This is a genomic window from Streptomyces sp. NPDC007164 (assembly GCF_040634135.1).
GTDB lineage: Bacteria > Actinomycetota > Actinomycetes > Streptomycetales > Streptomycetaceae > Streptomyces > Streptomyces sanglieri.
In genome coordinates this window covers 18,776-44,525 of the sequence record NZ_JBEYFB010000002.1, presented here as the reverse complement: position 1 = coordinate 44,525, position 25,750 = coordinate 18,776, and the positions used below count along the sequence as shown (strand labels likewise).

Annotated in this window: 24 protein-coding genes and 2 pseudogenes; 15 read left to right on the top strand and 11 right to left on the bottom strand. The window is 71.5% G+C overall.

Annotated elements, in window-relative coordinates; all coding sequences use genetic code 11:
* Positions 1 to 7: 7 nt before the first annotated feature.
* From ABZ622_RS04690 to ABZ622_RS04680, 3 genes are all read right to left on the bottom strand, one after another.
* On the bottom strand, positions 8 to 241 hold the full coding sequence (locus ABZ622_RS04690) for a hypothetical protein (RefSeq protein ID WP_078532401.1): 234 nt from the start codon (positions 239 to 241) through the stop codon (positions 8 to 10).
* 63 nt (positions 242 to 304) lie between these two features.
* Positions 305 to 1,303 (bottom strand): DEDDh family exonuclease, encoded by a 999-nt coding sequence (locus ABZ622_RS04685; RefSeq protein WP_360540372.1) that lies wholly within the window; start codon positions 1,301 to 1,303, stop codon positions 305 to 307.
* A gap of 29 nt (positions 1,304 to 1,332) precedes the next feature.
* Positions 1,333 to 2,007, bottom strand: a complete 675-nt coding sequence (locus ABZ622_RS04680) for a TetR family transcriptional regulator (protein WP_266916766.1) — start codon at positions 2,005 to 2,007, stop codon at positions 1,333 to 1,335.
* A gap of 144 nt (positions 2,008 to 2,151) precedes the next feature.
* On the opposite strand from ABZ622_RS04680, the gene ABZ622_RS04675 reads away from it, so the two are divergent.
* The 8 genes and pseudogenes from ABZ622_RS04675 (at position 2,152) to ABZ622_RS04640 (ending at position 9,888) form a co-directional block, all read left to right on the top strand.
* Positions 2,152 to 2,952 carry an acetoacetate decarboxylase family protein gene (locus ABZ622_RS04675; RefSeq protein WP_360540370.1) on the top strand — a complete coding sequence of 267 codons (801 nt, stop codon included), beginning with the start codon at positions 2,152 to 2,154 and terminating at the stop codon, positions 2,950 to 2,952.
* Positions 2,949 to 3,833 carry an SDR family NAD(P)-dependent oxidoreductase gene (locus tag ABZ622_RS04670; RefSeq protein ID WP_360540368.1) on the top strand — a complete coding sequence of 295 codons (885 nt, stop codon included), beginning with the start codon at positions 2,949 to 2,951 and terminating at the stop codon, positions 3,831 to 3,833. Before ABZ622_RS04675 ends, ABZ622_RS04670 begins: the two co-directional genes overlap by 4 nt.
* 10 nt (positions 3,834 to 3,843) lie before the next feature.
* Positions 3,844 to 5,124 (top strand): amidohydrolase family protein, encoded by a 1,281-nt coding sequence (locus ABZ622_RS04665; protein WP_360540366.1) that lies wholly within the window; start codon positions 3,844 to 3,846, stop codon positions 5,122 to 5,124.
* Positions 5,124 to 6,353 (top strand): amidohydrolase family protein, encoded by a 1,230-nt coding sequence (locus ABZ622_RS04660; RefSeq protein ID WP_360540364.1) that lies wholly within the window; start codon positions 5,124 to 5,126, stop codon positions 6,351 to 6,353. The genes ABZ622_RS04665 and ABZ622_RS04660 overlap by 1 nt, the downstream gene beginning before the upstream one ends.
* 25 nt (positions 6,354 to 6,378) lie before the next feature.
* Positions 6,379 to 7,092 (top strand): VIT family protein, encoded by a 714-nt coding sequence (locus tag ABZ622_RS04655; RefSeq protein ID WP_360540362.1) that lies wholly within the window; start codon positions 6,379 to 6,381, stop codon positions 7,090 to 7,092.
* A gap of 145 nt (positions 7,093 to 7,237) precedes the next feature.
* Positions 7,238 to 8,104, top strand: a complete 867-nt coding sequence (locus ABZ622_RS04650; RefSeq protein WP_360540360.1) for a sterol desaturase family protein — start codon at positions 7,238 to 7,240, stop codon at positions 8,102 to 8,104.
* A complete protein-coding gene (locus ABZ622_RS04645; RefSeq protein ID WP_360540358.1) occupies positions 8,101 to 8,790 on the top strand; it encodes a lysoplasmalogenase in 690 nt (229 codons plus the stop codon). The genes ABZ622_RS04650 and ABZ622_RS04645 overlap by 4 nt, the downstream gene beginning before the upstream one ends.
* A pseudogene (locus ABZ622_RS04640) lies at positions 8,768 to 9,888 on the top strand (zinc-dependent alcohol dehydrogenase family protein). Before ABZ622_RS04645 ends, ABZ622_RS04640 begins: the two are co-directional and overlap by 23 nt.
* Here the strand turns inward: ABZ622_RS04640 and ABZ622_RS04635 are convergent.
* Both ABZ622_RS04635 and ABZ622_RS04630 read right to left on the bottom strand, forming a co-directional pair.
* Positions 9,878 to 11,299: pseudogene (locus ABZ622_RS04635) on the bottom strand (CoA transferase). The pseudogenes ABZ622_RS04640 and ABZ622_RS04635 overlap by 11 nt on opposite strands.
* A gap of 157 nt (positions 11,300 to 11,456) precedes the next feature.
* Positions 11,457 to 12,992 carry a S8 family serine peptidase gene (locus ABZ622_RS04630; RefSeq protein WP_360540356.1) on the bottom strand — a complete coding sequence of 512 codons (1,536 nt, stop codon included), beginning with the start codon at positions 12,990 to 12,992 and terminating at the stop codon, positions 11,457 to 11,459.
* Positions 12,993 to 13,283: 291 nt separating this feature from the next.
* On the opposite strand from ABZ622_RS04630, the gene ABZ622_RS04625 reads away from it, so the two are divergent.
* The 3 genes from ABZ622_RS04625 to moaA all read left to right on the top strand — a co-directional run bounded on the left by ABZ622_RS04625 (position 13,284) and on the right by moaA (position 16,471).
* Complete coding sequence (locus ABZ622_RS04625; RefSeq protein WP_360540354.1) at positions 13,284 to 13,649, top strand: DUF485 domain-containing protein; 366 nt, start codon at positions 13,284 to 13,286, stop codon at positions 13,647 to 13,649.
* The gene (locus ABZ622_RS04620; protein WP_360540352.1) at positions 13,646 to 15,289 is read left to right on the top strand and encodes a cation acetate symporter; all 1,644 of its coding nucleotides are present in this window, start codon (positions 13,646 to 13,648) and stop codon (positions 15,287 to 15,289) included. The genes ABZ622_RS04625 and ABZ622_RS04620 overlap by 4 nt, the downstream gene beginning before the upstream one ends.
* A gap of 192 nt (positions 15,290 to 15,481) precedes the next feature.
* Entirely contained in the window at positions 15,482 to 16,471 is a 990-nt protein-coding gene (gene moaA, locus ABZ622_RS04615; protein ID WP_360540350.1) for a GTP 3',8-cyclase MoaA, read from the top strand.
* A gap of 42 nt (positions 16,472 to 16,513) precedes the next feature.
* On the opposite strand, the gene ABZ622_RS04610 is transcribed toward moaA, so the two are convergent.
* A complete protein-coding gene (locus ABZ622_RS04610) occupies positions 16,514 to 16,771 on the bottom strand; it encodes a hypothetical protein (RefSeq protein WP_360540348.1) in 258 nt (85 codons plus the stop codon).
* Positions 16,772 to 17,029: 258 nt separating this feature from the next.
* The gene (locus tag ABZ622_RS04605) at positions 17,030 to 17,395 is read right to left on the bottom strand and encodes a DUF3099 domain-containing protein (protein WP_360540346.1); all 366 of its coding nucleotides are present in this window, start codon (positions 17,393 to 17,395) and stop codon (positions 17,030 to 17,032) included.
* Positions 17,396 to 17,644: 249 nt separating this feature from the next.
* Between ABZ622_RS04605 and ABZ622_RS04600 the strand changes: the two genes are divergently transcribed.
* Positions 17,645 to 17,920, top strand: coding sequence for a GlsB/YeaQ/YmgE family stress response membrane protein (locus ABZ622_RS04600; protein ID WP_317861297.1), 276 nt, complete (start codon positions 17,645 to 17,647; stop codon positions 17,918 to 17,920).
* Between the two features lie 76 nt (positions 17,921 to 17,996).
* Here ABZ622_RS04600 and tyrS read toward each other — a convergent pair whose 3' ends face one another.
* From tyrS to ABZ622_RS04580, 4 genes are all read right to left on the bottom strand, one after another.
* Complete coding sequence (gene tyrS, locus ABZ622_RS04595) at positions 17,997 to 19,262, bottom strand: tyrosine--tRNA ligase (RefSeq protein WP_360540343.1); 1,266 nt, start codon at positions 19,260 to 19,262, stop codon at positions 17,997 to 17,999.
* Positions 19,263 to 19,321: 59 nt separating this feature from the next.
* Complete coding sequence (locus ABZ622_RS04590) at positions 19,322 to 20,716, bottom strand: metallopeptidase TldD-related protein (protein WP_360540341.1); 1,395 nt, start codon at positions 20,714 to 20,716, stop codon at positions 19,322 to 19,324.
* Between the two features lie 77 nt (positions 20,717 to 20,793).
* Positions 20,794 to 21,555 carry a hypothetical protein gene (locus ABZ622_RS04585; protein WP_360540339.1) on the bottom strand — a complete coding sequence of 254 codons (762 nt, stop codon included), beginning with the start codon at positions 21,553 to 21,555 and terminating at the stop codon, positions 20,794 to 20,796.
* Positions 21,556 to 21,933: 378 nt separating this feature from the next.
* The gene (locus tag ABZ622_RS04580; RefSeq protein WP_360540337.1) at positions 21,934 to 23,460 is read right to left on the bottom strand and encodes a TldD/PmbA family protein; all 1,527 of its coding nucleotides are present in this window, start codon (positions 23,458 to 23,460) and stop codon (positions 21,934 to 21,936) included.
* Positions 23,461 to 23,691: 231 nt separating this feature from the next.
* Here ABZ622_RS04580 and fabG point away from each other — a divergent pair, with 231 nt between their 5' ends.
* The 3 genes from fabG (at position 23,692) to ABZ622_RS04565 (ending at position 25,735) form a co-directional block, all read left to right on the top strand.
* The gene (fabG, locus tag ABZ622_RS04575) at positions 23,692 to 24,411 is read left to right on the top strand and encodes a 3-oxoacyl-[acyl-carrier-protein] reductase (protein WP_266916794.1); all 720 of its coding nucleotides are present in this window, start codon (positions 23,692 to 23,694) and stop codon (positions 24,409 to 24,411) included.
* A 5-nt stretch (positions 24,412 to 24,416) separates the two neighbouring features.
* Entirely contained in the window at positions 24,417 to 25,184 is a 768-nt protein-coding gene (fabI, locus tag ABZ622_RS04570) for an enoyl-ACP reductase FabI (RefSeq protein WP_360540335.1), read from the top strand.
* Positions 25,185 to 25,351: 167 nt separating this feature from the next.
* Entirely contained in the window at positions 25,352 to 25,735 is a 384-nt protein-coding gene (locus ABZ622_RS04565; protein WP_360540333.1) for a hypothetical protein, read from the top strand.
* Positions 25,736 to 25,750 lie beyond the last annotated feature (15 nt).

Genomic DNA, 25,750 nt, shown 5'->3' with positions numbered 1-25,750 from the left:
CCGCCGCTCAGACTTTGTCGATGATGCCCACCTTCCCCTCGGCGCGGGCGCAGTGGCCGCCGCAGAACCAGTGCCCCTCGACCTCGACGCCCTGGCCGATGATCTGGACCCGGCAGTGCTCACAGATGGGTGCCATGCGGTGGATGGCGCAGGAGAAGCAGTCGAAGACGTGCACCGCGCCCTGCGCGTGCACCTCGAAGGACATCCCGTAGTCGTTTCCGCAAACCTCACAACGTGCCATGCGCCACAGGGTGGGACGCGGGGACCGCGGCGGGCGAGCGCGGACGGGCGAGTCGCCGCCGGTTCACTCCGATGACGGCGCGGGCACCTGGCCGGAAGCGGGTGCCACATCGCGCAGCAGATGGGTGAAGGCGCTCTCGTCCAGGATCGGGGTGCCGAACGACTTCGCCTTGACCGTCTTCGACGTCGCCGCGTCCGGGTCGTTGGTGACCAGCAGGCTGGTCAGCCGGGAGACGCTGGTCGCCACGTGCAGCCCGGCCTCCACGGCCCGGTCCTCCAGCAGCTCGCGGTCCACGGAGGTGTCCCCGGAGAAGGCCACCCGCATGCCCTGCATCAGGGGCTTCTCCTTCTCGTACCGCCCGGGGTTCGGATACGGGCACGCGGGGCGCTTGCGCGAGGCGCGCCAGCTGTTCTGACCGTACGAAGGCTGATAGCCGATCCGCGGCGTGACTGGGGATTCCGACCACTCGGTCAGCGGCCGGCACTCCAGCAACGGCAGCCGCACCCCGCCCCGCGCCGCGGCATGCAGGCTCGGCCGGAACGCCTCGGCCAGCACCCGGGCGTCGTCCAGCGCGTGGTGGGCGTGCTGCTGCACGACGCCGAAGTGCGCGGCCAGCGACGCCAGCTTGTGGTTGGGCAGCGGCAGCCGCAGCTCCTTGGCCAGCGCGATGGTGCACAGCCGCTGCTCGACGGGGGCGACGACCGAGGCCCGGGCGTACTCCCGGGCCAGCATCGACCAGTCGAAGGCCGCGTTGTGCGCGACGAGGACGCGGTCCGCGAGCCGCTCGGAGAGCTGGGCCGCGACCTCCGGGAAGAGCGGGGCGCCTTCGAGCACCTCACTGGTCAGGCCGTGGATCCAGACCGGGCCGGGATCGCGCTCGGGGTTGACCAGCGTGTACCAGTGGTCCTCGACGTTGCCCTGCGCGTCCAGGCGGTAGACGGCGGCGGACACTATCCGGTCGTCCCGTGCGAGTCCGGTGGTCTCCACGTCGACGACCGCGTACCCCTGCGGGTAGGCGGTCGGCCACGGTGCTGCGGTCTGGCGGTCGTCGAGCATGGTCACAGAGAATACGGGCCGCGACTGACAGTCTCCTATTCGGCCGTCCCCCGCCCCCGCGTCCCGGTTCCGCCGCCCGGCCCCTGTCGTACGGGGCCCGCCAGCAGCCCTTCCACCAGGGCCCGTACGGAATCGGCGAACAGCCGGTCCGGGTCGGCGGGCCGGGCCAGGGCGCGGGCCAGCGCCGGGTCGTCGTCCGCGGCGGAGGCGGTCCACAGATCGCCTTCGCCGGGGGACTGGACGGGGGACCGCTCCCGGTTGCGCTCGACGAGCAGGAAGCCGACGGTCTGGAACTGCACCGCCCGCACCGCCGCGGCCGCCCGCGCCCCGCGCAGCCCCGCGGCGTGCACCTCGTGGACAAGAGCCTGTTGCGCGGGGAGGAACATCCGCTCGGTGAGCCCCCGTTCGTGGACCATCGCGATCAGATGCGGCCTGGCCCGCAGCTCGCGGCGCAGGGCGCGGGCGACGGAGACGATGCGGGCCGCCGGGGTCCGGCCGGCCGGGCGCAGGGTGCCCATCTCCCGCACGGTGCGCTCGACGAGGGCGTCCAGCAGCGACTCACGGTTGCCGACGTGCCAGTAGATCGACGTGACCGCGGTGCCCAGCTCCGCGGCGAGGGCGCGCATGGTGAGGGCCTGCGGGCCGTGCCGCTTCAGCAGGGCGGCGGCCGTGTCCAGTACCTCTTCGCGGGTCAGCGACGATCGCGCCACAGCGCTCCCCGATTCTCGGATTCCGTTACGTGCACGCCTATTTACCCTTCATCCGCACCGGTGTAACTGTGTTACAGAACCCGGCACGGAGAACGCGAGACGCGGAGAACGCGAGACACGGACGACCGAGAAGGGTGGTACGACATGGCACGTGTACGGTACGGCGCGCGCACCGAGGCCGAGATCACGGCGGCCCGCACGGCCCGTTCCCAGCTCCCCGACATCTGGTCCACCGGCGTGGTGGCCCTCTGGGAGAGCGACCCCGACGCGGTGGCGGCCGTCCTCCCGCCACCTCTCAAGCCCGCCGAGCGCCCGCTCGTCCGGGCCGGTATCAGTACGGTCGAACTCCCCGGCTATCCGCTCGGCGCCGGCTCCGTCGCCGTCGCCGCCGTCCACGACGGCCACGAGGGCTGGTATCCGCTCGTCATGCCGATGACCCATGAACGGGCGCTGACCGGCGGCCGTGAGGTGTTCGGCGAACCGAAGAAGCTCGGCGAGGTGACCGTCGAACGCGACGGCCTCGTCGTCCGCGCCGCGCTCGCCCGGCACGGCATCGCGTTCGTCGAGGTGCGCGGCGCGGTCGACGGCCCGCTCCCGCTGCCCGCACCGACGGCCAAGCTCGACTTCTACTTCAAGTGCCTGCCCGCGGTGGACGGCGAGGGCTTCGACTCCGACCCAGTCCTGGTCCACTGCACCCGCCACGAGAAGGTCCGCAGACTGGAACGGATCTCGGGCGACGTGGTGCTGCGCGAGTCGGTGTACGACCCGGTCGCCGACCTCCCCGTACGCCGGCTGGTCGAGCTCACCATCGGCGAGAAGACCAGCGACCAGCGCGGCAGGGCCGTGGCCCGGGTGAGCGCCGGGGCGCTGCTGCCGTACATCCACCAGCGCTACGACGATCCGCAGCAGATCCACGACGGACCGCCGGAAGGGAGCGTCCGATGAGGCTGGAGGAGGGGCAGGTCGCCGTCGTCACCGGCGCCGCGAGCGGCATCGGCCTCGCGATGGCACGCAGGTTCGCCGCCGAGGGACTGAAGGTCGTCCTCGCCGACGTGGAGGAGGGCGCGCTCGGCAAGGCGGCGGGCGAACTGGGCCAGGACGGTGCGCAGGTACTGGCCAGAGTCGTCGACGTCGGCGAACGCGACTCCGTGCAGGCGCTGGCCGAAGCCGCGTACGACACCTTCGGCGCCGTGCACGTGCTGTGCAACAACGCAGGGGTCGGCTCCGGGGCCGAGGGCCGGATGTGGGAGCACGAGCCGAACGACTGGAAGTGGGCGTTCGCCGTCAACGTCTGGGGCGTCTTCCACGGCATCCAGGCGTTCGTGCCGCGCATGATCGCGGACGGCGGCCCCGGCCATGTCGTCAACACCTCGTCCGGGGACGGCGGGATCGCCCCGCTGCCGACCGCCTCCGTGTACGCGGTCACCAAGTCCGCCGTCGTCACGATGACCGAGTCGCTGTACGCGCATCTGCGGGCGGAGGGCGCGGCGGTCGGCGCCTCGGTGCTCTTCCCCGGCCCGCACATGCTCCGCACCGGACTGTGGGAGTCGCACCGCAACCGGCCGGAGCGGTACGCCAAGGAACGCCCGCGCAGGACCCCGTACCACAGCCTCGGACAGTGGGAGTCCGCCATGCGGGAGGCGGGCCACGAGGTGGAGTTCACCCCGGTGGAGGACGTCGCGGCGACCGTCGTGGACGGGATCCGCGCCGACCGCTTCTGGATGCTGCCGGACAGCGAGCACAGCGACCGGCAGATCCGCGCCAGGTCGCAGTCGATGCTGGACCGGGCCAACCCGTCGTACCTGGAGAGTTTCATACTCGACTGAGGAGCGAGCGATGTCCGACGACGCCCCGTACCTGATCATCTCCTCCGACTGCCACGCCGGGCTGCCCACCGAGGAGTACCGGCCCTATCTCGATCCCCGTTTCCACCGGGAGTTCGACGACTTCCTCGCCGGGCGTGACCGCCGCCGCGAGGAGATGACCCGCCTCGGTGTGCGCAACGAGGCCTTCGCCGACAAGTGGTTCCACGACAACGAGGAGGGCCTGAAGGGCGGTTGGGACGCCGCCCGGCGCCTGAAGGAACTGGACGGTGACGGGGTGGCCGCCGAGGTCGTCTTCCCCGACGCGGACGCCGTGGACAGCCGGACCGCCGCCCCGTTCGGCGTGGGCCTCGGCCTCTCCGGCGACCAGGACCCGGAGCTGGGCATGGCGGGCGCGCAGGCCCACAACCGCTGGCTCGCCGACTTCGTCTCGCAGAACCCCGAACGCCACTGCGGAGTCGCCCTGCTGCCCGTCACCGGCGAGGCCGACCGGGTCGTCGCGGAGATCCACCGGGCGAAGGAATCCGGCCTCGGCGCGCTGATGATCCCCTCCATGTGGGTGGACAAGGCCCCCTACCACGACCGGCGTTACGATCCGGTGTGGGCGGCCGCCGCCGAGACGGGCATGCCCGTCGTCACCCACTCCGGCGCGGCCCCGCGCCACGAGTACGGCGACCACCTCGGGATCTACGTCTCCGAGGTCACCTGGTGGCCGTCCCGCCCGCTCTGGTTCCTGCTGTGGTCGGGCGCCTTCGAACGCCACCCCGGGCTGCGGTTCGGCGTCGCCGAGTCCGGCTGCTGGTGGCTGCCGAACCTCCTCTGGTTCATGGACCGGCTCTACCTCGGCGCCCACGGCGGCAAGAAGCTCTCCCCGTTCGCCGAACTGAAGCGGCCCCCGCACGAGTACCTGGACCGCCAGGTCTTCATCTGCGCCACCAACACCAAGCGCCGCGAACTCGCCCAGCGGTACGAGATCGGCGTCGACAACATCCTGTGGGGCAGCGACTTCCCGCACCCCGAAGGCACCTGGCCGAACACCGCCCAGTGGCTGCGCGACACCTTCCACGACATCCCCGTCGCCGAGACCCGCCGCATGCTGGGCCTCGCCGCCGCCGAGGTGTTCGGCTTCGACACGGAAAAGCTCGCCCCGATCGCCGAACGCATCGGCCCCACCCCGCAGGACCTCGGCCAGAGCGCAGACCAGACGGCGGTCGAGGCGTCCTGGGCCCGCTCGCGCGAGACCGGCCGGCACTGGCTGACCGGCCACGACTTCCCGGTCCTGGGGGCCGGCTGATGCCCCGCGAGCGCTACACCGTCATCTCCGCCGACTGCCATGCCGGGGCCGACCTCCTGGACTACAAGCCCTACCTGGAGTCGAAGCACCACGACGACTTCGACGCCTGGGCCGCGGCCTACGTCAACCCGTACGAGGACCTGCTCGCCGACACCGCCGACCGCAACTGGAACTCGGAGCGCCGCCTCGCCGAACTGGAGGCGGACGGCATCGTCGCGGAGGTCGTCTTCCCCAACACCATCCCGCCCTTCTTCCCCTCTGCCTCCCTGATGGCCCCCGCGCCCTCCCAGCAGGAGTACGGACAGCGCTGGGCCGGTCTGCGCGCCCACAACCGCTGGCTCGCCGACTTCTGCGCGCGGGCGCCGGGCCGGCGGGCGGGTGTCGCGCAGATCCTCCTCAACGACCCGGCCGAGGCGGTCCGCGAGGTCCGCCGCACCAAGGAGGCGGGGCTCACCGGCGGCATCCTGCTGCCCGGCGCCCCGCCCGGCTCGGGCGTCCCGGAGCTGTACTCGCAGACGTACGACCCGCTGTGGGCGGTCTGCGAGGAGCTGGACGTACCGGTGAACCACCACGGGGGCTCGGCCTCCCCGCCGCTCGGCGACGAACCGGCGGCCCGCGCCGTCTTCATGGTGGAGACGACCTGGTTCTCCCACCGGGCGCTGTGGCACCTGATCTTCGGCGGGGCCTTCCGCCGCCACCCCGGACTGAAACTGGTCCTCACCGAACAGGGATCCGGCTGGATCCCGGGCGTCGTGGAGATGCTGGACTACTACCACGGCCGCCTGGTCGCGGCGGCGACCCGGGCGACCACCGCCGAATCCAGGTTCGGTGCGGGCCTGGCAGCCTCGATGGGCGCGAGCCCCGGCGAGGTCTGGCGCGACAACTGCTACGTCGGCGCCAGCTTCATGCGCCCCCACGAGGTGCCGCTGCGCGACCGGATCGGCCTCGACAAGATCATGTGGGGCAGCGACTACCCGCACGACGAGGGCACCGCCCCGTACACGAGGGAAGCCCTGCGGATCGCGTACGCGGGAGTGGAGCCCGAGGAGGTCGCGGCGATGACCGGCGGCAACGCGGCCCGCGTCTACGGCTTCGACCTCGCGGTGCTCGACCGCATCGCGGCGGAGACCGGGCCGACGGTCGAGGAGATCGCCGAGCCGCTGAAGGAGGTCCCGGCAGGCGCGACCAGCCCCGCCTTCGCCCCGGGCGGGTCGGTACGCGTCTGGTGACCGGGCGGGGTGAGAACATCCCCGGGTGACGGATACCCGGGCGCACGACGAACCGCACGGCAACGGGCTCGGCACGCGGCTGAACTGGCTGCGTGCCGCGGTCCTCGGCGCCAACGACGGGGTGGTCTCCACCGCCGGCCTGGTCGTTGGCGTGGCCGGCGCCACCAGTGACCGCGGTGCTCTGCTCACGGCGGGCCTTGCCGGACTGCTGGCCGGTTCCATGTCGATGGCCGCGGGCGAGTACGTATCGGTCTCCACCCAGCGCGATTCGGAGAAGGCCGCACTGGCGACGGAGAAACAGGAACTCGCGGAGGCTCCCGAGGCGGAACTCGCAGAATTGACGGGCCTGTTGGAGGGCAAGGGCCTGAGTCACGAGGTCGCTCACGAGGCCGCCCTCCAGCTCACCGAGCGCGATGCGCTGCGCGCGCACGCGGTGGTCGAGCTGGGTATCGACCCGAACGAGCTGGCGAACCCCTGGCACGCGGCGGGCGCGAGCTGCCTGGCCTTCACGGTCGGCGCACTGCTGCCGCTGCTGGCGATCGTGCTGCCCCCGGCGTCGCTGCGGCTGCTCGTGACGGTGCTGTCGGTACTGGCCGCGCTGGCCCTGACGGGCTGGTGGAGCGCCCGGCTGGGCGAGGCGAGGGTGGGGCCGGCGGTGCTGCGGAACATGGGCGGGGGAGCGCTGGCGATGGCTGTGACCTATGGGGCGGGGGAGTTGCTGGGGGCGGTGGGGGTGTAGCGCCTGCCACACCACGGAAGCCCCCTGGACGGGGTGCGCCACCCGCGTTTGGCAGAAGTCACCAAATACTGCTGACACCGTGTCTCGCATACTTGTTGGTAACAACGTCTAGTCCCCGGCCGACCTGCGGCTCTACGGTGCTCGCATGCCGCCGAACCTGCCCGATGTAGTGCTCTGGTCCATACCGGCCTTCGTCCTGCTCACTGTTCTGGAAGTGGCCCTCCACCACTTCCACCCGGACGAGGACGCCGCCGGATACGAGACGAAGGACGCCGCCACCAGCATCACCATGGGGCTGGGCAGCCTGGTCTTCGACCTGCTGTGGAAAGTGCCCATCGTCGCGATCTACACCGCGGTCTACGAACTGACCCCGCTCCGCGTCCCCGTGCTGTGGTGGACCGTCCTGCTGACGCTGCTCGCACAGGACTTCTTCTACTACTGGTCCCACCGCGGCCACCACGTCATCCGGATCCTCTGGGCCTGCCACGTGGTCCACCACTCCAGCCGGAAGTTCAACCTCTCCACCGCGCTGCGCCAGCCCTGGACCTCACTGACCGTCTGGCCGTTCTACCTGCCGATGATCGCGTGCGGGGTCCATCCGGCGGCGCTCGCCTTCTGCTCGTCGGCCAACCTCGTCTACCAGTTCTGGGTGCACACGGAGCGCATCGACAAGCTGCCCGGGCCCTTCGAGTACGTACTGAACACGCCCTCCCACCACCGGGTGCACCACGCGTCGCAGGGCGGCTACCTGGACCAGAACTTCGGCGGCATCCTGATCGTGTGGGACCGGCTCTTCGGGTCGTTCACCGCCGAGACCGAGCGGCCCGTGTTCGGACTCACCAAGAACATCGACACCTTCAATCCGCTCCGCGTCGCCACCCACGAGTACGCCGCCATCGCCCGTGACGTGCGGAACGCGGACAGCTGGAGCGAGCGGGCCGGGCGGATCTTCCGCGGGCCCGGCTGGCAGCCGGGCGGACCGGCCGCCCCCGCCCAGGAGCGCACCGGATGAGCGCGGACGCCGTACCGGACCGGCGGGAGCGTCTCGTACGACCGCTGTTCATCGCCTTCCTGCTGGCAGCGGCCGTCGACCTCGTCGGCCTGCTCGCCGACGTACCCGTCGCCCACCTCGTCGCCAAGCCGCTGCTGATGCCGTTGCTGGCGGGGTACGCCGCCGCCCGGCGCGGACCCCGGCTGCTCGTCGCGGCGCTGCTGTTCGGCTGGGGCGGCGACACGTTCCTGCTCGCCGACGCCGATGCCGCTTTCCTCGTCGGGATGGGCTCCTTCGCCGTTGGGCACGTCTGTTACCTGTGGCTCTTCGGACGGGCCCGCGGCCCGCTGCCCGCCGGGGTCGCGTACGCCGTCGTCCTGGTCACCTTCGTCGCACTGCTCTGGCCCGGGCTGCCCGCGGAGATGCGGATCCCGATGACCGGCTACAGCCTGCTGCTCACGGCGATGGCGTACCGCGCCGGCACTCTCGGCCGGTACGCGGCCGCCGGCGGGGCGCTCTTCCTGCTCTCCGACGCACTGATCGCCACCGGCATCGCGGACTGGCCGCAGCTGCCCGCCCCCGACTTCTGGGTCATGCTCACTTACATCGCCGCGCAGTTCCTGCTGACCGTCGGAGCGCTCGCACCAGGGCCTGAACGGGGTGGTGTCACCGCCGGGGCGTACCGTGAACGGAGTACCAGCAGCTGAGACCGGCAAGGACCCCCCACGCACGCGCGCCACCGTCATCCACGCCCCCCACGACATACGCGTGCAGGAGGTGCCCGACCCCGCGATCCAGCAGCCCACCGATGTGGTCCTGCGGGTCCTGCGGGCCTGCATCTGCGGCAGCGACCTGTGGGCCTACCGCGGCGAGTCCGCCCGGCAGCCGGGCGAGGGGGTCCCCCCAGGCCGTTAAGGCTCTGGGGGAGCATCGGGCACGAGTTCCCCGGGATCGTCGAGGAGGCGGGCTCCGAGGTGGCCGGCTTCGCCGTCGGTGACCTCGTCGTCGCCCCGTTCGTCTGGTCCGACGGCACCTGCGCCCACTGCGCCGAGGGGCTGACGACCTCCTGCCCGCAGGGCGGATTCTGGGGCTCGGTGGGCTCCGACGGCGGGCAGGGCGAGGCCGTGCGCGTCCCGTTCGCCGACGGCACGCTGATCAAGCTCCCCGCCGCCGCGGCCGCCGACGACCACCTGCTCACCGCGCTCCTCGCCCTGTCCGACGTGCTCGGCACCGGACACCACGCCGCCGTCGGCGCGGGCGTGAAGCCCGGCTCCACGGTCGCGGTCGTCGGCGACGGAGCGGTCGGGCTCTGCGGCGTCATGGCCGCCAAGCGGCTCGGCGCCGAGCGGATCATCGCGCTCGGCCGCCACCGGGCACGCACGGACATCGCCCGCACCTTCGGCGCCACGGACGTCGTCGCCGAGCGCGGCGAGGCGGCCGTCGAAGCCGTACGGGAACTGCTCGGCGGCGAGGGCGCGCACGCCGTGATCGAGGCCGTCGGCACCGAACAGTCGATGCGCACCGCCGTCGGGATCACCCGCGACGGCGGCTCCATCGGCTACGTCGGCGTGCCGCACGGCAGCGGCACCGGCCTGGACCTCGGCGTCATGTTCGACCGGAACATCGCCCTGCGCGGCGGCGTCGCCCCCGTGCGCACGTACATCCCGGAGCTGCTCCCCGACATCCTGGCCGGCACGATCGACCCGTCGCCCGTCTTCGACCTGACCGTCGGCCTCGACGACGTCCCGGCCGGCTACAGGGCGATGGACGAGCGCACCGCGCTGAAGGTGCTCATCAAGCCGTGAGCCAGACGGCCGCGTCCGCCCCCAGTGGGCCGGGCGGGCGCGACCAGTCGGCGGGGGAGCCGTCGAAGGCGACCGGCGGCACCGCGTGCCGCAGCCGGCCCAGCGGGCCGTCCGTCTCCCTGAGCCACTTCTCCGGGTCGTACGAGGCATCCGCGTCCGGCTCCCGGCGGGCCGGCAGCTCGTCGAGCAGCCAGCCGGCGGTACGGGCCAGCGAGAGCGTGACCAGCCGGGAGCCGCCCTCGTCATGCTGCTCGGTCAGCGCCCGCAGCACGGCGGCGGCCAGCAGATAGCCGGTGCCGTGGTCGAGCGCCTGGGCGGGCAGCGCCCCGGGCGGGCCCCCGGGACCGGCGGCCTCGGCCGAGGCGATGCCGGTGGCCACCTGGACCAGACTGTCGAAGCCGCGCTGCCCCGCCTACGGACCGTGCCCCCAGGCCGAGAGCCGCCCGATCACCAGCCCCGGCCTGCGTGCGGCCAGGGCCTGCGGCGTGAGCCCGAACCGCTCGACCGAACCGGGCCGGTAGCCGATGACGACCACGTCCGCGTCGGCCAGCAGCCCGTCGAACGCGGCCGCACCGGAGCGGCTGCCGAGATCCAGGTCCACCGACCGCTTCCCGAAACCGGTGTCGCAGTGCGCGTCCTGGCTCTCCGGGAGCCGCGGGGCGTCGATCCGCAGGACGTCCGCGCCGAGCAGCGCGAGCGTACGGGTGGCGACCGGCCCGGCGATGACCCGGGTGAGGTCCAGCACGCGCAACCCGGCGGCGGGCAGCAGCGGTTCCCCGGCGAGCGCCGCCGTCCGGCGCACCGGAGCGCCGTCGATACGGTCCCTGCCCACCAGTGGCGTGCCCGCGAGCGCCGCGCCCCGGGGGTCGGCCGCCCACCGGCCGGGCGTACGGGCGGCCACGGCCAGGCCGCCCGCCGCGTACACCGTCCGCTCGATCTCGTCGCTCCGGCGCCCGGCGAACGAGGCGGCGGCGGTCTCCACGGCCGTGTCGTCCGGGGTGTCCGCGGGCAGCCCCAGCGTGGCGAGCAACCGGGCCCGGTGGTGCGGGTAGTTGGCGTGCGTGCGCACCCAGCCGTCGGCCGTGCGCCAGAACCGGGACAGCGGGGCGAAGGTGGTCGCCGCGCGCCCGTCGATCCGCAGATGGCGCTCGCCGGTGAACGCCGTGGCCACCGCGCCGTCGTCGATCCGGACCCGCGGCACGGGGCGCGCGGTGCGGCGCGCGGCCAGTTCGGCGGCGGCCAGCGAGCAGACCGCGACGGCGGAGCGGGCCAGCTCCATGACGGGCAGCCGGGCGGGGAGCAGCCCGCCGGGGCCGCCCCGCGAGGGAGGCTCGATGTGCGTGAGGAGCGTGGCGTCGCCGCCGAGTGCCGCCCACGCCTGTTCGGTGCCGGAGCTGTGTGCCTGGTTCATCCCCGCACTATGGCACTGAGTGCCACCGGGCGGGAGGGGGCTCCGGGGTCGGCACGGGAGGGGAGCCCCCGGCACGGTACGGGCAGCGGCCCGGAAAGGCGGCGGGAGGGACCGGCCGAAGACTCCGGACCGGCCCTCCCGCCGCACCGCGTTCCGACTACCAGCGGACCGCGTTCAGCGCGTTCACCACACCGGCGCCGTAGAAGCCGTTGCGGTTCTTGCCGCCCTCGCAGACGGCGTCGATCGTGCCGTCACCGTCGATGTCGTACGGTGCGCCGCACGCGGTGGCGTCGGCCTCCGCGCTCAGCAGCGCCTTCACCGCCGCCGCCGAGGCGTGCGGGTGCGTCGACCTGATCAGGGCCGCGACGCCCGCGACGTGCGGGGAGGCCATCGACGTACCGGCCTTGTAGCCGTACTCGCCGTTCGGCAGCGTGGACAGGATCAGACCGCTCGTGGCCGGCGGGGCGGGCGTCTGGTACGCCGTGGAGTCACCGCCCGGGGCCGCCACGTCGATGACGCCGTTCCCGTAGTTCGAGTAGGAGGCCTTCAGTCCCTTGGCACCGGTCGCGGAGACCGTCACGACGCCCGGCAGCTGCACCGGGATGTCGAGGCACTCGCGCGGGTTGATCGTCCGGGTGACGGTCGTGCTGTCGTTCGGGCTCCCCGTGTCCTCGATCGCGTCGGAGGCCAGGTCGAAGCTGCTGTTGCCGGACGAGGCGATGTTGACCGTGCCCCTGCGCTCCGCGTACCGGGTGGCACGGGCGACCGCGTCGACCAGGGCTCCCTGGTCCGGGTCGTTCTTGCAGTTGAACATCCACGGGTCGGTGAAATAGCTGTTGTTGGTGACATCGACACCGTGCTCGGCGGCCCAGACGAAGCCGCAGACGATCGACTCGGTGTAGAAGAAGCCGTCCGGGTTCGCCACCTTGATCCCGGCGACCTTGACGCCCGGCGCGACCCCGGTCACCCCGATGCCGTTCTTCGCGGCGGCGATGGTCCCCGCGACATGGGTGCCGTGGTTGCTCTCACCGGGCTTCGAGCGCCAGGCGCCGTCCGTGGTGTCCGGCGCCCCGGAGACGCAGCTCGCCGATGCCCGGCGGTCGAAGTTCGGCGCCAGGTCCGGATGGGTGTCATCGACACCCGTGTCGATGACCGCGACCGTGACCTTGCTGCTGCCCAGCGTCCGCTTGTGCGCCTGGTCCGCCTTGATGGCGGGCAGGTCCCACTGCAGGGGCTCCATCGGGTCCTGGTCACCCGTCGCCTTCGCCGACGCGGCCTTCGCCTGCGCGGCGGTGAGCGGCTGCTCGACCCCGGTGTCCGTGGTGGCCTGCGGAACGATGGGGCTGGTGCGGGTGGCCCCCGCCGAATCGACGCCCCGGACCCGGCGGATCGACTGCGCGAAGTCCGGGTTCTGCGAGTGGACGACGATGACGCCGATCTGGTCGTAGGCGATCACCACCGTGCCGCCGGCCGCGGCTATCGCCTTCTTCACCTGCTTGACGGTCCCGTGACCGCCCCGCGTGTTGACCACGTACGAGAGTTTCGGGCCGTCCGTCGACACCGCAGCCGTGGGCTGTGCGTCCATGGGTTCGGCAGAGGCGGCCGCCGTCGGCAGGAAGCCGAGCGAAGCCGTGAGTGCCAATCCGACGGGCAACGACAGTGCGCGCGTCCGTCTGGATCCCAGATGAGCCATGGGGTCTCCACATCATCCGTGCCGGTCGACCGGACACCGGACGTGCCCAGTCGCGTACATGACGAGTGAAGTTATCGCTGATCATCCCCGCTCTTCAATGAGTTCGCGGGGCCGGGTTCGGCCGGACGGGCGGGAAACGGCGCGTGGGAGAAGTACGGCCCCGCGGTGAACCGCTCCGGCGCGCCCTCCGTGCCGTTGTCGGGAGAGGTGCACCGACACCACCCGACACCCGGCGTTCCCAGCGAGATTCACCGTCACCGACACCACCCACCCGCGTCGCGAGGAGATTCCGTGGCTACCGATGCACCGCCGCCCGAGGTCAGTACGGACACGCCCCCTGCCCAGCCCGCCACCGAGGTGTTCGTCGCGATGCAGGAGAGCGGGGAGTTCGGCGAACTGCGCCACGCCTACCGCTCGTTCGCCTTTCCGCTGACCATCGCGTTCGTCCTCTGGTACCTGCTCTACGTGCTGCTGTCCAACTACGCGGGCGGCTTCATGGGCACCAAGGTGTACAGCAACATCAACGTGGCCTTCGTGTTCGGCCTCGCCCAGTTCGTCACCACCTTCCTCATCGCCTGGCTCTACTCCCGGCACGCCGCCGCGAAGCTCGACCCGAAGGCCGAGGCCATCAAGTCCCGCATGGAGGCCGACGCATGAGCGCCGCGTACCACTCGCACACCGCCGTCCAACTCGCCGCCACCTCCTCGACCACCGAGCACCGGCCGCTGATCATCACGCTCTTCGCCGTGTTCGTCGCCGCGACCCTGGGCATCACCGTCTGGGCCGGCCGGCAGACCAGGAGCGCGTCCGACTTCTACGCGGGCGGCCGCCAGTTCACCGCCTTCCAGAACGGACTCGCGGTCTCCGGCGACTACATGTCCGCCGCGTCCTTCCTCGGCATCGCCGGGGCCATCGCCCTCTTCGGCTACGACGGCTTCCTGTACTCCATCGGCTTCCTCGTCGCCTGGCTCGTCGCCCTGCTGCTGGTCGCCGAACCGCTGCGCAACTCCGGCCGCTACACGATGGGCGACGTCCTCGCCTACCGGATGCGCCAGCGCCCGGTCCGTACCGCCTCCGGCGTCTCCACCATCGTCGTCTCGATCTTCTACCTGCTGGCCCAGATGGCGGGCGCGGGCGTCCTGGTCTCCCTGCTGCTCGGCATCACCAGCGACGCGGGCAAGATCCTCATCGTCGCCCTCGTCGGCGTACTGATGATCGTCTACGTCACCATCGGCGGAATGAAGGGCACCACCTGGGTACAGATGGTCAAGGCCGTACTGCTCATCGCCGGTGCCATCCTGATGACCTTCCTGGTGCTGCTGAAGTTCGACTTCAACATCTCCGACCTGCTGGGCACGGCCGCCGAGAAGAGCGGCCACGGAGCGGCGTTCCTGGAGCCCGGCCTCAAGTACGGTGCCACCAGTACCTCGAAGCTGGACTTCCTCTCGCTCGGCATCGCCCTGGTCCTCGGCACCGCCGGCCTGCCGCACATCCTGATCCGCTTCTACACGGTGCCGACCGCCAAGGCCGCCCGTAAGTCGGTCAACTGGGCCATCGGCATCATCGGCGCCTTCTATCTGATGACGATCGCCCTCGGCTTCGGCGCCGCGGCCCTCATCGGCCCCGACGAGATCAAGGCGAAGAACCCGGCCGGCAACGCGGCCGCACCACAGCTCGCCGAATACCTCGGCGGGGTCGGCACCACCGGCGGCGCCGTACTGCTCGCCGTGATCTCGGCCGTCGCCTTCGCCACCATCCTCGCCGTCGTCGCGGGACTCACCCTCGCCTCCTCGTCCTCCTTCGCGCACGACATCTACGCCAACGTCATCCGCAGGGGAAAGGCCACCGAGAAGGAGGAGATGCGGGCGGCCCGCTGGGCCACGGTCCTCATCGGCGCGGTCGCGATCGTCCTGGGCGCCTTCGCCCGCGACATGAACGTCGCCGGACTGGTGGCACTGGCATTCGCCGTCGCCGCCTCCGCCAACCTGCCGACCATCCTCTACAGCCTCTTCTGGAAGCGGTTCACCACCCAGGGCGCCCTCTGGTCGATCTACGGCGGCCTGGCGAGCTCGGTGATCCTGGTGCTGTTCTCGCCGGTCGTCTCCGGCAACCCGAAGACGTCGATGTTCAAGGGCGTCGACTTCGCCTGGTTCCCGCTGGAGAACCCCGGCCTGATCTCGATCCCGCTGGGCTTCCTGCTCGGCTGGGTCGGCTCCCTCCTCTCGAAGGAGGAGCCGGACAAGGGCAAGTACGCCGAGCTGGAGGTCAAGTCCCTCACCGGCGTCGGAGCACACTGAGCGAGCGGCGCCCCGGGCGCCCTCCCGCACCGCGGCCGTGTCGTAGGGTCCTACGACACGGCCGCGCCGCACCTCGTGCCAAACGGGCCCCGCCGATGTCACAGCTCTCGCGTAGTCTCGGAAGAGTCAGCCGGAAGGGCCGGACACAGAGCGGAATCGGCACCCGGTAAGCAATCGGGGGAGGGGGCCCACGTGCTCATCGACACCTACGACCGAGTAGCCACCGACCTGCGGGTCTCGCTGACCGACCGGTGCAATCTGCGGTGCACGTACTGCATGCCGGAAGAGGGCCTGCAATGGCTGGCCAAGCCCGATCTGCTCACCGATGACGAGATCGTCCGGCTGATCGGCATCGCCGTCACCCGGCTCGGCATCACGGAGGTCCGCTTCACCGGCGGCGAGCCGCTGCTGCGCCCCGGGCTCGTCTCCATCGTCGAGCGGTGCGCCGCCCTCGCCCCGCGCCCCCGGATGTCGCTCACCACCAACGGCATCGGCCTGGGCCGCACCGCCGCCGCCCTCAAGGCCGCCGGGCTCGACCGGGTCAACGTCTCGCTGGACACCCTGCGCCCCGACGTCTTCAAGACCCTCACCCGCCGCGACCGCCACCACGACGTGCTGGCCGGCCTCGAAGCCGCCCGCGAAGCCGGGCTCACCCCCGTCAAGGTCAACACCGTCCTGATGCCGGGGCTCAACGACGACGAGGCCCCCGAGCTGCTCGCCTGGGCCGTCGAGCACGGGTACGAGCTCCGCTTCATCGAGCAGATGCCGCTCGACGCCCAGCACGGCTGGAAGCGCGACGGCATGATCACGGCAGGCGACATACTGCGCTCGCTGCGCACCCGCTTCACCCTCACCGAGGAGGGCGCCGGGGAGCGCGGCTCCGCCCCCGCCGAGCGCTGGCTCGTCGACGGCGGCCCCCACCGGGTCGGCGTCATCGCCTCCGTCACCCGCCCCTTCTGCCGGGCCTGCGACCGCACCCGGCTCACGGCCGACGGCCAGGTGCGCACCTGCCTCTTCGCCCGCGAGGAGACCGACCTGCGCGGCGCCCTGCGCTCGGAAGCGCCGGACGAGGAGATCGCCCGGATCTGGACGCTCGCGATGTGGGGCAAGAAGGCCGGATCCGGCCTGGACGACCCGTCCTTCCTGCAACCGGACCGGCCGATGTCGGCGATCGGCGGCTAGGGTCCTTCGTCTGGATCAGGCCGGATCAGGGGCGGCCAGGCCCTAGGGAGCGTCCGGTCCCGGTCCGCGGGACTCCCACGCCGCCAGCGTCACGACATCCTTGAGGAATCCCCGGACATCGAGGAACGAGGAGAGGTGCTCCCGGTGTTCCTCACAGGCCAGCCAGGTCTTGCGGCGCTCCGGGGTGTGCAGCTTCGGGTTGTTCCAGGCGAGCACCCATACGGCGTCGGCCCGGCAGCCCTTGGCGGAACAGATCGGTGCGGCGGCGGTGTTCCCGGCCGCGGATTCAGGGGAGTTCACGGACTCAACCCTAGGTCAGCGCGGATGCGGGCCCTCGGCCAGGCCTGGCTCACGCGGTCGCCCCGACGCATCCTCGGCCGGAGAAAAAACGACGCCGAGCAGCCACGGGGGGAGCTGCCCGGCGTCGGTCCGTCGCTCCGACGGGGGATGCGGAGCGCCTACGAAGTATGTCACGCAGACCGGGGTGCGGTGCACCGTAACTTCATGATTGATCTGAGGTTTTCTTGAGCCTACGGTGCAGTGCGCACCCAACCGGGCTCAGGCCGACGCCCCGCCGCGGCGCGCCTCGTCGCCCTCCGGACCGGGTTCCGCTCCACCGGCCACCGGCGCCGCGTCGAGCACCGGCCGCATCGGCGCCGGTACGAAGGTGGAGGGCAGCGAAGGGGTGTTCTCCCGGCCCGCGTTGGCGATGACCACGGCCACGTACGGAAGCAGCACCCCGAGCGCGAGCGCCACGATCGCGACGTACCGCTCCACGTTCCACAGCACCGCGGCCAGGACCACCGAAACCGTCCGTACGGACATCGAGATCACATAGCGCCGCTGTCTGCCGCGCACATCGTCCGCGAGCCCCTGCCGGGCCCCCGTGATCCGGAAGACCTCGCCGCCGCTCTGCTTCCGCATCACGTCTCCCTCACCCTTCCCCCAGCGTCTCGCGGGCCAGGGGACACCTCATTCCCGCACCGGACGCGCCCCGGACCGGACCGCGAACCACGGTACGCCCGGCGGCCCGAGGCTTCGAGACCGGGGCGCACTCTGTTCGTACATATCGGTATCCGCGCCCCACGTACGGCCCACTCCGGCATGCGGGGCACGGCGCGCGGGCCGAGACTGGGCGCACATGCGCGACATCGCGTCGCACGAGGAGGCGACATGGGCTGGTTGTGGGCAATCATCGTGGGTCTGGTGCTCGGTCTGATCGCGAAGGCGATCCTGCCCGGCAAGCAGAACATCCCACTCTGGCTGACGATCATTTTCGGCATCATCGGCAGCGTCCTCGGCAATGCCGTCGCCACCTGGATCGGTGTCAACGACACCAAGGGCATCGACTGGATCCGCCATCTGCTCCAGCTGATCGGTGCGGTGGTGGTGGTCGGCGTCGGCGACATGCTGTGGGCCTCGATCCGCGGCACCAAACAGAAGACCTGAACCACTCGGGCACACAGAGAACTGCGGCCGGACACGCGTCACGCGTGTCCGGCCACAGTGTCGACGCGGTCCGGGATCAGCCGGTGACCTCGACGGCGGCGAGGTTCTTCTTGCCCCGGCGCAGCACCAGCCAGCGCCCGTGCAGCAGCTCCTCGCGGGCCGGCGCGCTCTCGCCGTCCGTGACCTTGACGTTGTTCACGTACGCACCGCCCTCCTTCACCGTGCGGCGGGCACCCGACTTGCTCGGCGCCAGACCGACCTCCACCAGGAGGTCCACCAGCGGGCCCAGCTCGGTGACCTGCGCGTGCGGCACCTCGGACAGCGCGGCACTCAGCGTCGCCTCGTCCAGCTCGCCGAGCTCACCCTGACCGAAGAGCGCCTTCGACGCCGCGATGACCGCGGCGCACTGATCCGCGCCGTGCACCAGCGTCGTCAGCTCCTCGGCCAGCGCGCGCTGCGCCGTCCGGGCCTGCGGCCGCTCCTCGGTGACCTTCTCCAGCTCCTCCAGCTCTGCGGGTGCGAGGAAGCTGAGGACGCGCATGTACCGCGAGATGTCCCGGTCGTCCACGTTCAGCCAGAACTGGTAGAACGCGTACGGCGTCGTCATCGTCGGGTCCAGCCAGACGGCCCCGCTCTCGGACTTGCCGAACTTGGTCCCGTCCGCCTTCGTCATCAGCGGCGTCGCCAGCGCGTGCACCTCGGCGCCCGGCTCCAGACGGTGGATCAGGTCGAGACCCGCGGTGAGGTTGCCCCACTGGTCGCTGCCGCCCTGCTGGAGGGTGCAGCCGTAGCGCCGGTACAGCTCCAGGTAGTCCATGCTCTGGAGCAGCTGGTAGCTGAACTCGGTGTAGCTGATGCCCTCGTCGGACTCCAGCCGCCGGGCGATGGACTCCTTGGTCAGCATCTTGTTGACGCGGAAGTGCTTGCCGATGTCCCGGAGGAACTCGATCGCGGACATGCCCGAGGTCCAGTCCAGGTTGTTCACCATGACCGCCGCGTTCTCGCCCTCGAAGGACAGGAACGGCTCGATCTGGGACCGCAGCCGCGCCACCCAGCCGGCGATCGTCTCCGGATCGTTCAGCGTGCGCTCCGCGGTCGGCCGCGGGTCACCGATCTGACCGGTGGCCCCGCCCACCAGGGCGAGCGGCCGCAGACCGGCCTGCTGGAGCCGGCGCATGGTGAGCACCTGCACCAGGTGGCCGACGTGCAGACTGGCCGCGGTGGGGTCGTAGCCGCAATAGAAGGTGACGGGACCGTCCGCGAGAGCCTTGCGCAGTGCGTCCTCGTCAGTGGACTGGGCGAACAGCCCGCGCCACTTCAGCTCGTCGACGATGTCCGTCACGGTTCCGGTGCTCCTCATGGTGAATGGGGAAAGAAGTTTTCCCGCCCAGTCTAGGCGGGTCAGACGCCCGGGCTCACCGAGCTCATGTTGAAGTCCGGGATCCGCAGCGCGGGCATCGCGGCCCGGGTGAACCAGTCGCTCCACTCGCGCGGCAGCGTCTTCTCGGTACGGCCCGCCTCCGTGGCCCGCGACAGCAGGTCCACCGGCGACTCGTTGAACCGGAAGTTGTTCACCTCGCCGACGACCTCGCCGTCCTCGACGAGATACACCCCGTCGCGGGTCAGCCCGGTCAGCAGCAGCGTCGCCGGGTCGACCTCCCGGATGTACCACATACAGGTCAGCAGCAGCCCGCGCCCGGTCGTCGCGGCCACCATCTCGTCCAGGGACCGCTCACCGCCGGCCTCCAGCACCAGGTTGTCGATGGTCGGCGCGACCGGCTGCCCGGTCAGCTCCGCCGTGTGCCGGGTGGTCGTCAGATGCTCCAGCCTGCCGTCCCGGATCCAGTCGGTCCGGGCCAGCGGCAGCCCGTTGTCGAAGACCGAGGAGCTGTCCCCGGACGCGTGGGCGATCACGAACGGCGCGGCCTCCAGACCGGAAGCGTACGGATCGCTGCTCAGCGTCAGCGGCAGCCCGGAGAGCGTCGCGCCGAGCCTCGTCCCGCCGCCCGGCGCGGAGAACACCGTCCGGCCCTCCGCCGCGTCCCGCGCGGCCGACGACCACAGCTGGTAGATCAGCAGATCCGCGACGGCGGAAGGCGGCAGCAGCGTCTCGTACCGCCCGGCGGGCAGCGCGACACGGCGCTCGGCCCAGCGCAGCCGCTGCGCCAGTTCGGCGTCCAGCCCGGCCGGGTCGACGTCCTTGAAGTCGCGCGTCGAGCGGCCCGCCCAGGACGAACGGGTGCGGTCGGGGGACTTGGCGTTGAGCTCCAGCTTCCCGGTCGGCTGGTCGTGGCGCAGCCGCAGCCCCGTCGACGTACCGAGGTACGTCGAGGTCAGCTCGTGGTTGGCGAAGCCGTACAGCTCACGGCCGCCGGAGCGGGCGCGGGCGAAGGCGTCGCCGAGCGCCGGGGCGAACTCCGCGAAGACGTCCGAGCCCGTCTCGGCCGGCGCGTCCGTGAAGTCCGGGGACGTGGGCACCCCGGTGACCAGCGGCTGCGCGTCCTCCGCCGGACCGGCCCCCCGCGCGGCGGCCTCGGCGGCCCGCACCAGCGGCTCCAGGTCGTCGGCGGTGACCGCGGACCGCGACACCACGCCCGAGGCGGTGCCCCGCGCACCGTCGACCGTGGCGATGACGGTCAGGGTCCGCCCCCGCGTCACCCCGTTCGTCGTGAGCGCGTTGCCGGCCCAGCGCAGATTCGCGGACGACTCCTCGTCGGCGATGACCACACAGCCGTCGGCGGTGGACAGTTCGAGCGCCCGCTCGACGATCTCGTGCGGCTTGCTGAAGCGGCTCATCGTCCGGCCTCCTGGGTCGTATTGAGATCACACACACTATCCAGCGGCCCGGCCCCGCCACCCGGTTGCCGACCGGGTCAGCGGCCGAGCGCCCGGCGCAGGGTGAGGCCGTGCCGGGTCCTGAGACGCCGCAGTTCCCAGAGGCTCACCGCGGTGACCGAGAGCGGACCGCCGAAGACCGCCGCGCCCCGCACCAGAGCGGGAACGCCGTCGTAGGCGTTCGAGAACAGGTCAGCGATCGCGAGCTCCCAGACCAGCACGATCGCGATGACCGGGGGCAGCACCTCGTGGATGTCGGTGGTGCGGAACACGTGCACCACCGCCAGCACGGCACCGTAGATCACGAACACGAATCCCCACAGCATCACGAGGACGAGGAAGAGCTCGTACATGAGGCGCAGGTAGTCGGCCGTGGACGGCTTCTCGGGCATCTGCCCGAACGGGCCGCCGGTCAGCGTGCCGCGGGTGAGCAGGACGAAGTACAGAATCGTGCCGCCCAGCGCCAGCAGCGCCCCGAGCGGCTTCAGGGCCCGTCGCAGATACAGGCGCCGGTGGTGCGAACGGCTCGCGAGGACGAACGCGCCGACGGCGACCGGGAACGTGGCCGCCAGCAGGGCCGCGGACGTCACGGTCTGGTCGAGCCGCTGATAGGCGAAGGACTTGGCGCCCGAGGTGATCCGGTACGACACCGCGATCCACACCATCGCGGCGAGACCGACCACCATGCGCAGGACCTGGATCTTCTGCACCGCCGGATCGTCCACCCGGTCCGGCCGCGACGGCTTGCACACCTGGCGCCCGGCCGCGATCGGGTTGAGCAGCCGGAACGCCCGCCGCATCCGCGACGGCGGCCGCGGCGGTCCGGGCTGCGGCCCCCAGCCCGGTTGCGGCCCCCGGCCGGGCTGGGGCCCCCACGCCGGCTGCGGACCCCCGTGCGGCGGGTGGCCCTGCGGCGGCACTCCCGGGCCCTGCGGCCGGGGCGGCCACCCGGGCTGCCCTCCCGCCGGCTGTGGTCCACCGCCGTACGGTCCCCATGGACCTGGTCCAGCACTCATCGACGTCCCCCGAACGGTCACCACGGAAATTTTCGTCCCCGACCATACGCCGTCGTACGCCGCCGGAACCCGGTGTTCACGAGGTCGCGACGAGCGGCCGTGCCGGGCCCGCGAGCCCCGGCACGACCCGGTCGGCAGCTCCCGGCCCCGACGGCCGCTTCGTCAGTCGCGCCCCGACTCGTTCGTCGTGTTCAGGATGTTCACACCCCGGAACAGCGCCGTGGGGCACCCGTGGGAGACGGCGGCGACCTGCCCCGGCTGGGCCTTGCCGCAGTTGAAAGCCCCTCCCAGCACATAGGTGGAGGGTCCGCCCACGGCCTCCATGGACCCCCAGAACTCGGGCGTGACCCCCTGGTACGCGAAGTCGCGAACCTGCTCCGCGAGACGGCCCTTACGGATCCGGTACGCCCGCTGACCGGTGAACTGGAAGTTGTAGCGCTGCATGTCGATCGACCAGGACCGGTCGCCGACCACGTAGATACCGCGCTCCACCCCGCCGATCAGGTCCTCCGTGGACAGCCCGCCCGAATCGGGCCGCAGCGACACATTGGCCATCCGCTGGACGGGGACATGGCCGGGCGAGTCCGCGTACGCGCAGCCGTTGGAACGGCCCAGCCCGGTCAGCTTCGCCATCCGCCGGTCCAGCTGGTACCCGACCAACGTCCCGTCCCTGACCAGGTCCCAGGACTGCGCCTCGACGCCCTCGTCGTCGTACCCGACGGTCGCGAGCCCGTGCTCGGCGGTGCGGTCACCGGTCACGTTCATCACGGGGGAGCCGTACGTCAGCTTCCCCAGCTGGTCGAAGGTGGCGAACGAGGTCCCGGCGTACGCCGCCTCGTACCCCAGCGCCCGGTCCAGCTCGGTGGCGTGGCCGATCGACTCGTGGATGGTCAGCCAGAGGTTGGACGGGTCGACGACCAGGTCGTACGTGCCCGCCTCGACGCTCGGCGCCCGCATCTTCTCGGCCAGCAGCCCGGGGATCCGGGCCAGTTCGTCGTCCCAGTCCCAGCCGGTCCCGGTCAGGTACTCCCAGCCGCGCCCCGCCGGCGGGGCGATCGTCCGCATCGAGTCGAACTCACCGGTCGTCGCGTCCACGGCCACCGCGGTGAGCTGCGGATGCAGCCGCACCCGCTGCTGGGTGGTGACGGTGCCCGCCGTGTCCGCGTAGAACTTGTTCTCGTGGACGGTCATCAGCGAGGCGTCCACATGCGCGACGCCCTCGGCACCGAGGAGCCGGCCGCTCCACTCGGCGAGCAGCCCCGCCTTCTCCTCGGCCGGTACGTCGAAGGGGTCGATGCCGTACGCCGAGACCCAGGTCCGCTCGCCGTGCACCGGCTCGTCCGCCAGCTCGACCCTCTCGTCCGAGCCGGCCGCCGCGATCACCTTCGCCGACAGCTTCGCCATGGCCACGGCCTGCGAGGCCACCTTCGCCGCGGCGTCCATCGTCAGGTCCACGCCGGACGCGAACCCCCACGCCCCGCCGTGCACCACCCGTACCGCGTAGCCCAGATCGGTGGTGTCCGAGGACCCGGCGGGCCGGGCGTCGCGCAGCCGCCAGGACGCGCTGCGCACCCGCTCCAGACGGAAGTCGGCGTGCACGGCACCCAGCGCCCGCGCGCGGGCGAGCGCCGCGTCGGCGAGGGCCCGCAGCGGGAGGGCCAGGAATGACTGATCTACCTCGTGGGGCACAGGAAATTCCCTTCTCGATGCACCACGGAAGTGAATCACGCCGGACGGTGCCCACACCGGGGATCCCGGAGGCCGACCGCCGCGGTCCGGACACGGCGCGGCCCGGCCGGTATCCCTCTGTAGGAACCCCACAGTGCCCGGGGGAAGGCGCTGTCAGGGGCCGATTCCTCGTGGAGCACCTGGTACCGATAGGTTTTCGACGTACCAGACCGCCAAGGAAAGGGTGATCCGTTGAGCCGCTCGGTTCTCGTCACCGGAGGAAACCGGGGCATCGGCCTCGCCATCGCCCGCGCTTTCGCCGACAACGGCGACAAGGTCGCGATCACCTATCGCTCCGGCGAGCCGCCCCGGGAACTCACCGAGGCGGGCTGCCTGGCGGTCCGTTGCGACATCACGGACGCCGAACAGGTGGAGCAGGCCTACAAGGAGATCGAGGAGAAGCACGGTCCCGTCGAGGTACTGGTCGCCAACGCCGGTATCACCAAGGACCAGTTGCTGATGCGGATGTCCGAGGACGACTTCACGTCCGTCGTCGACACCAACCTCACCGGCACCTTCCGGGTCGTCAAGCGCGCCAACCGCGGCATGCTGCGCGCCAAGAAGGGCCGCGTCGTCCTCATCTCCTCCGTCGTCGGCCTGCTCGGCTCGGCCGGGCAGGCGAACTACGCCGCGTCCAAGGCGGGTCTGGTCGGCTTCGCCCGGTCGCTGGCCCGTGAACTCGGTTCGCGGAACATCACTTTCAACGTCGTCGCGCCCGGTTTTGTCGACACCGACATGACGCAGGTGCTCACCGAGGAGCAGCGCAAGGGCATCGTGTCCCAGGTGCCGCTCGGCCGCTACGCGCAGCCCGAGGAGATCGCCGCCGCGGTGCGCTTCCTCGCCTCCGACGACGCGTCGTACATCACTGGAGCCGTCATCCCCGTTGACGGCGGATTGGGCATGGGTCACTGATCACCATGAGCGGAATTCTCGACGGCAAGCGCATCCTCATCACCGGTGTGCTGATGGAGTCGTCCATCGCTTTCCACGCTGCCAAGGTGGCCCAGGAGCAGGGTGCCGAAGTCATCCTGACCGCCTTCCCCCGCCCCACGCTGACGGAGCGCATCGCCAGGAAGCTGCCGAAGCCGGCCAAGGTCATCGAGCTGGACGTGACCGACACCGAGCACCTGGACCGGCTGGAGGGCCTGGTCCGGGACGAGCTCGGTTCGCTCGACGGCGTCGTCCACTCCATCGGCTTCGCGCCGCAGGACGCGCTCGGCGGCAACTTCCTCAACACCCCGTTCGAGTCCGTCGCCACCGCGATGCACGTCTCGGCGTTCTCGCTGAAGTCGCTCGCCATGGCCTGCAAGCCGCTGATGAACGACGGCGGCTCGATCGTCGGCCTCACCTTCGACGCGCAGTTCGCCTGGCCGCAGTACGACTGGATGGGCCCGGCCAAGGCCGCGCTGGAGGCCACCTCCCGCTACCTCGCCCGTGACCTGGGCAAGGACGACATCCGCTGCAACCTGGTCTCGGCCGGACCGCTCAAGTCCATGGCCGCGAAGTCCATCCCGGGCTTCACCGAGCTCGCCGACGTGTGGAACACCCGCTCCCCGCTCTCCTGGGACATGACGGACCCGGAGCCGGCCGGACGCGGCATCGTCGCGCTGCTCTCCGACTTCTTCCCGAAGACCACGGGCGAGATCATCCACGTCGACGGTGGCGTGCACATGATGGGTGCCTGACCTCGCGGGACGGGCACGGACAGGGCCGCGTACCACCTCCGAGCAGGTGGTACGCGGCTCATGTGCGTCCGGCCCCGGCCCCGGCCCGCTCAAGTCGAAAAGACGGTCGATCCACCGCAGAATGTGGTGAACCGGACTTCGGGTCAGGCTACGGGGAGGAGGCCGCCGTGCGCGCCACACGCCGCCGGACCTGCGCCCTGCTGGCGGCCTCCATAGCCGTCGCCGGACTCGCCGCCCCGGTGGGGATATCCGTGGCGGGGCGGATGGGAGCCGGGGCATCCACCCCCGCCGCTCCCACTCCCGACCCCGCCGGAGCCGAATGCCGTACGACGGTCCGGGGCTCCCGGGTCGTCGCGTACTGCCACAACCCGTACCCCTCCACCGACCGCGTACAGCTGCACACCGAGTGCCGCCGCTGGTGGGACATAGACGCCGACACCGCCCCGGTCGAGGTGGGCCCCGGCCGGACCGTACGGATCGACGACCGCTGCTGGAAGGAAGTCGGCGCCGTCTGGGTCACGCACCGGGTGCGGGCCCCGTCGACGGCCTGAGACCTCGCAGCGGCC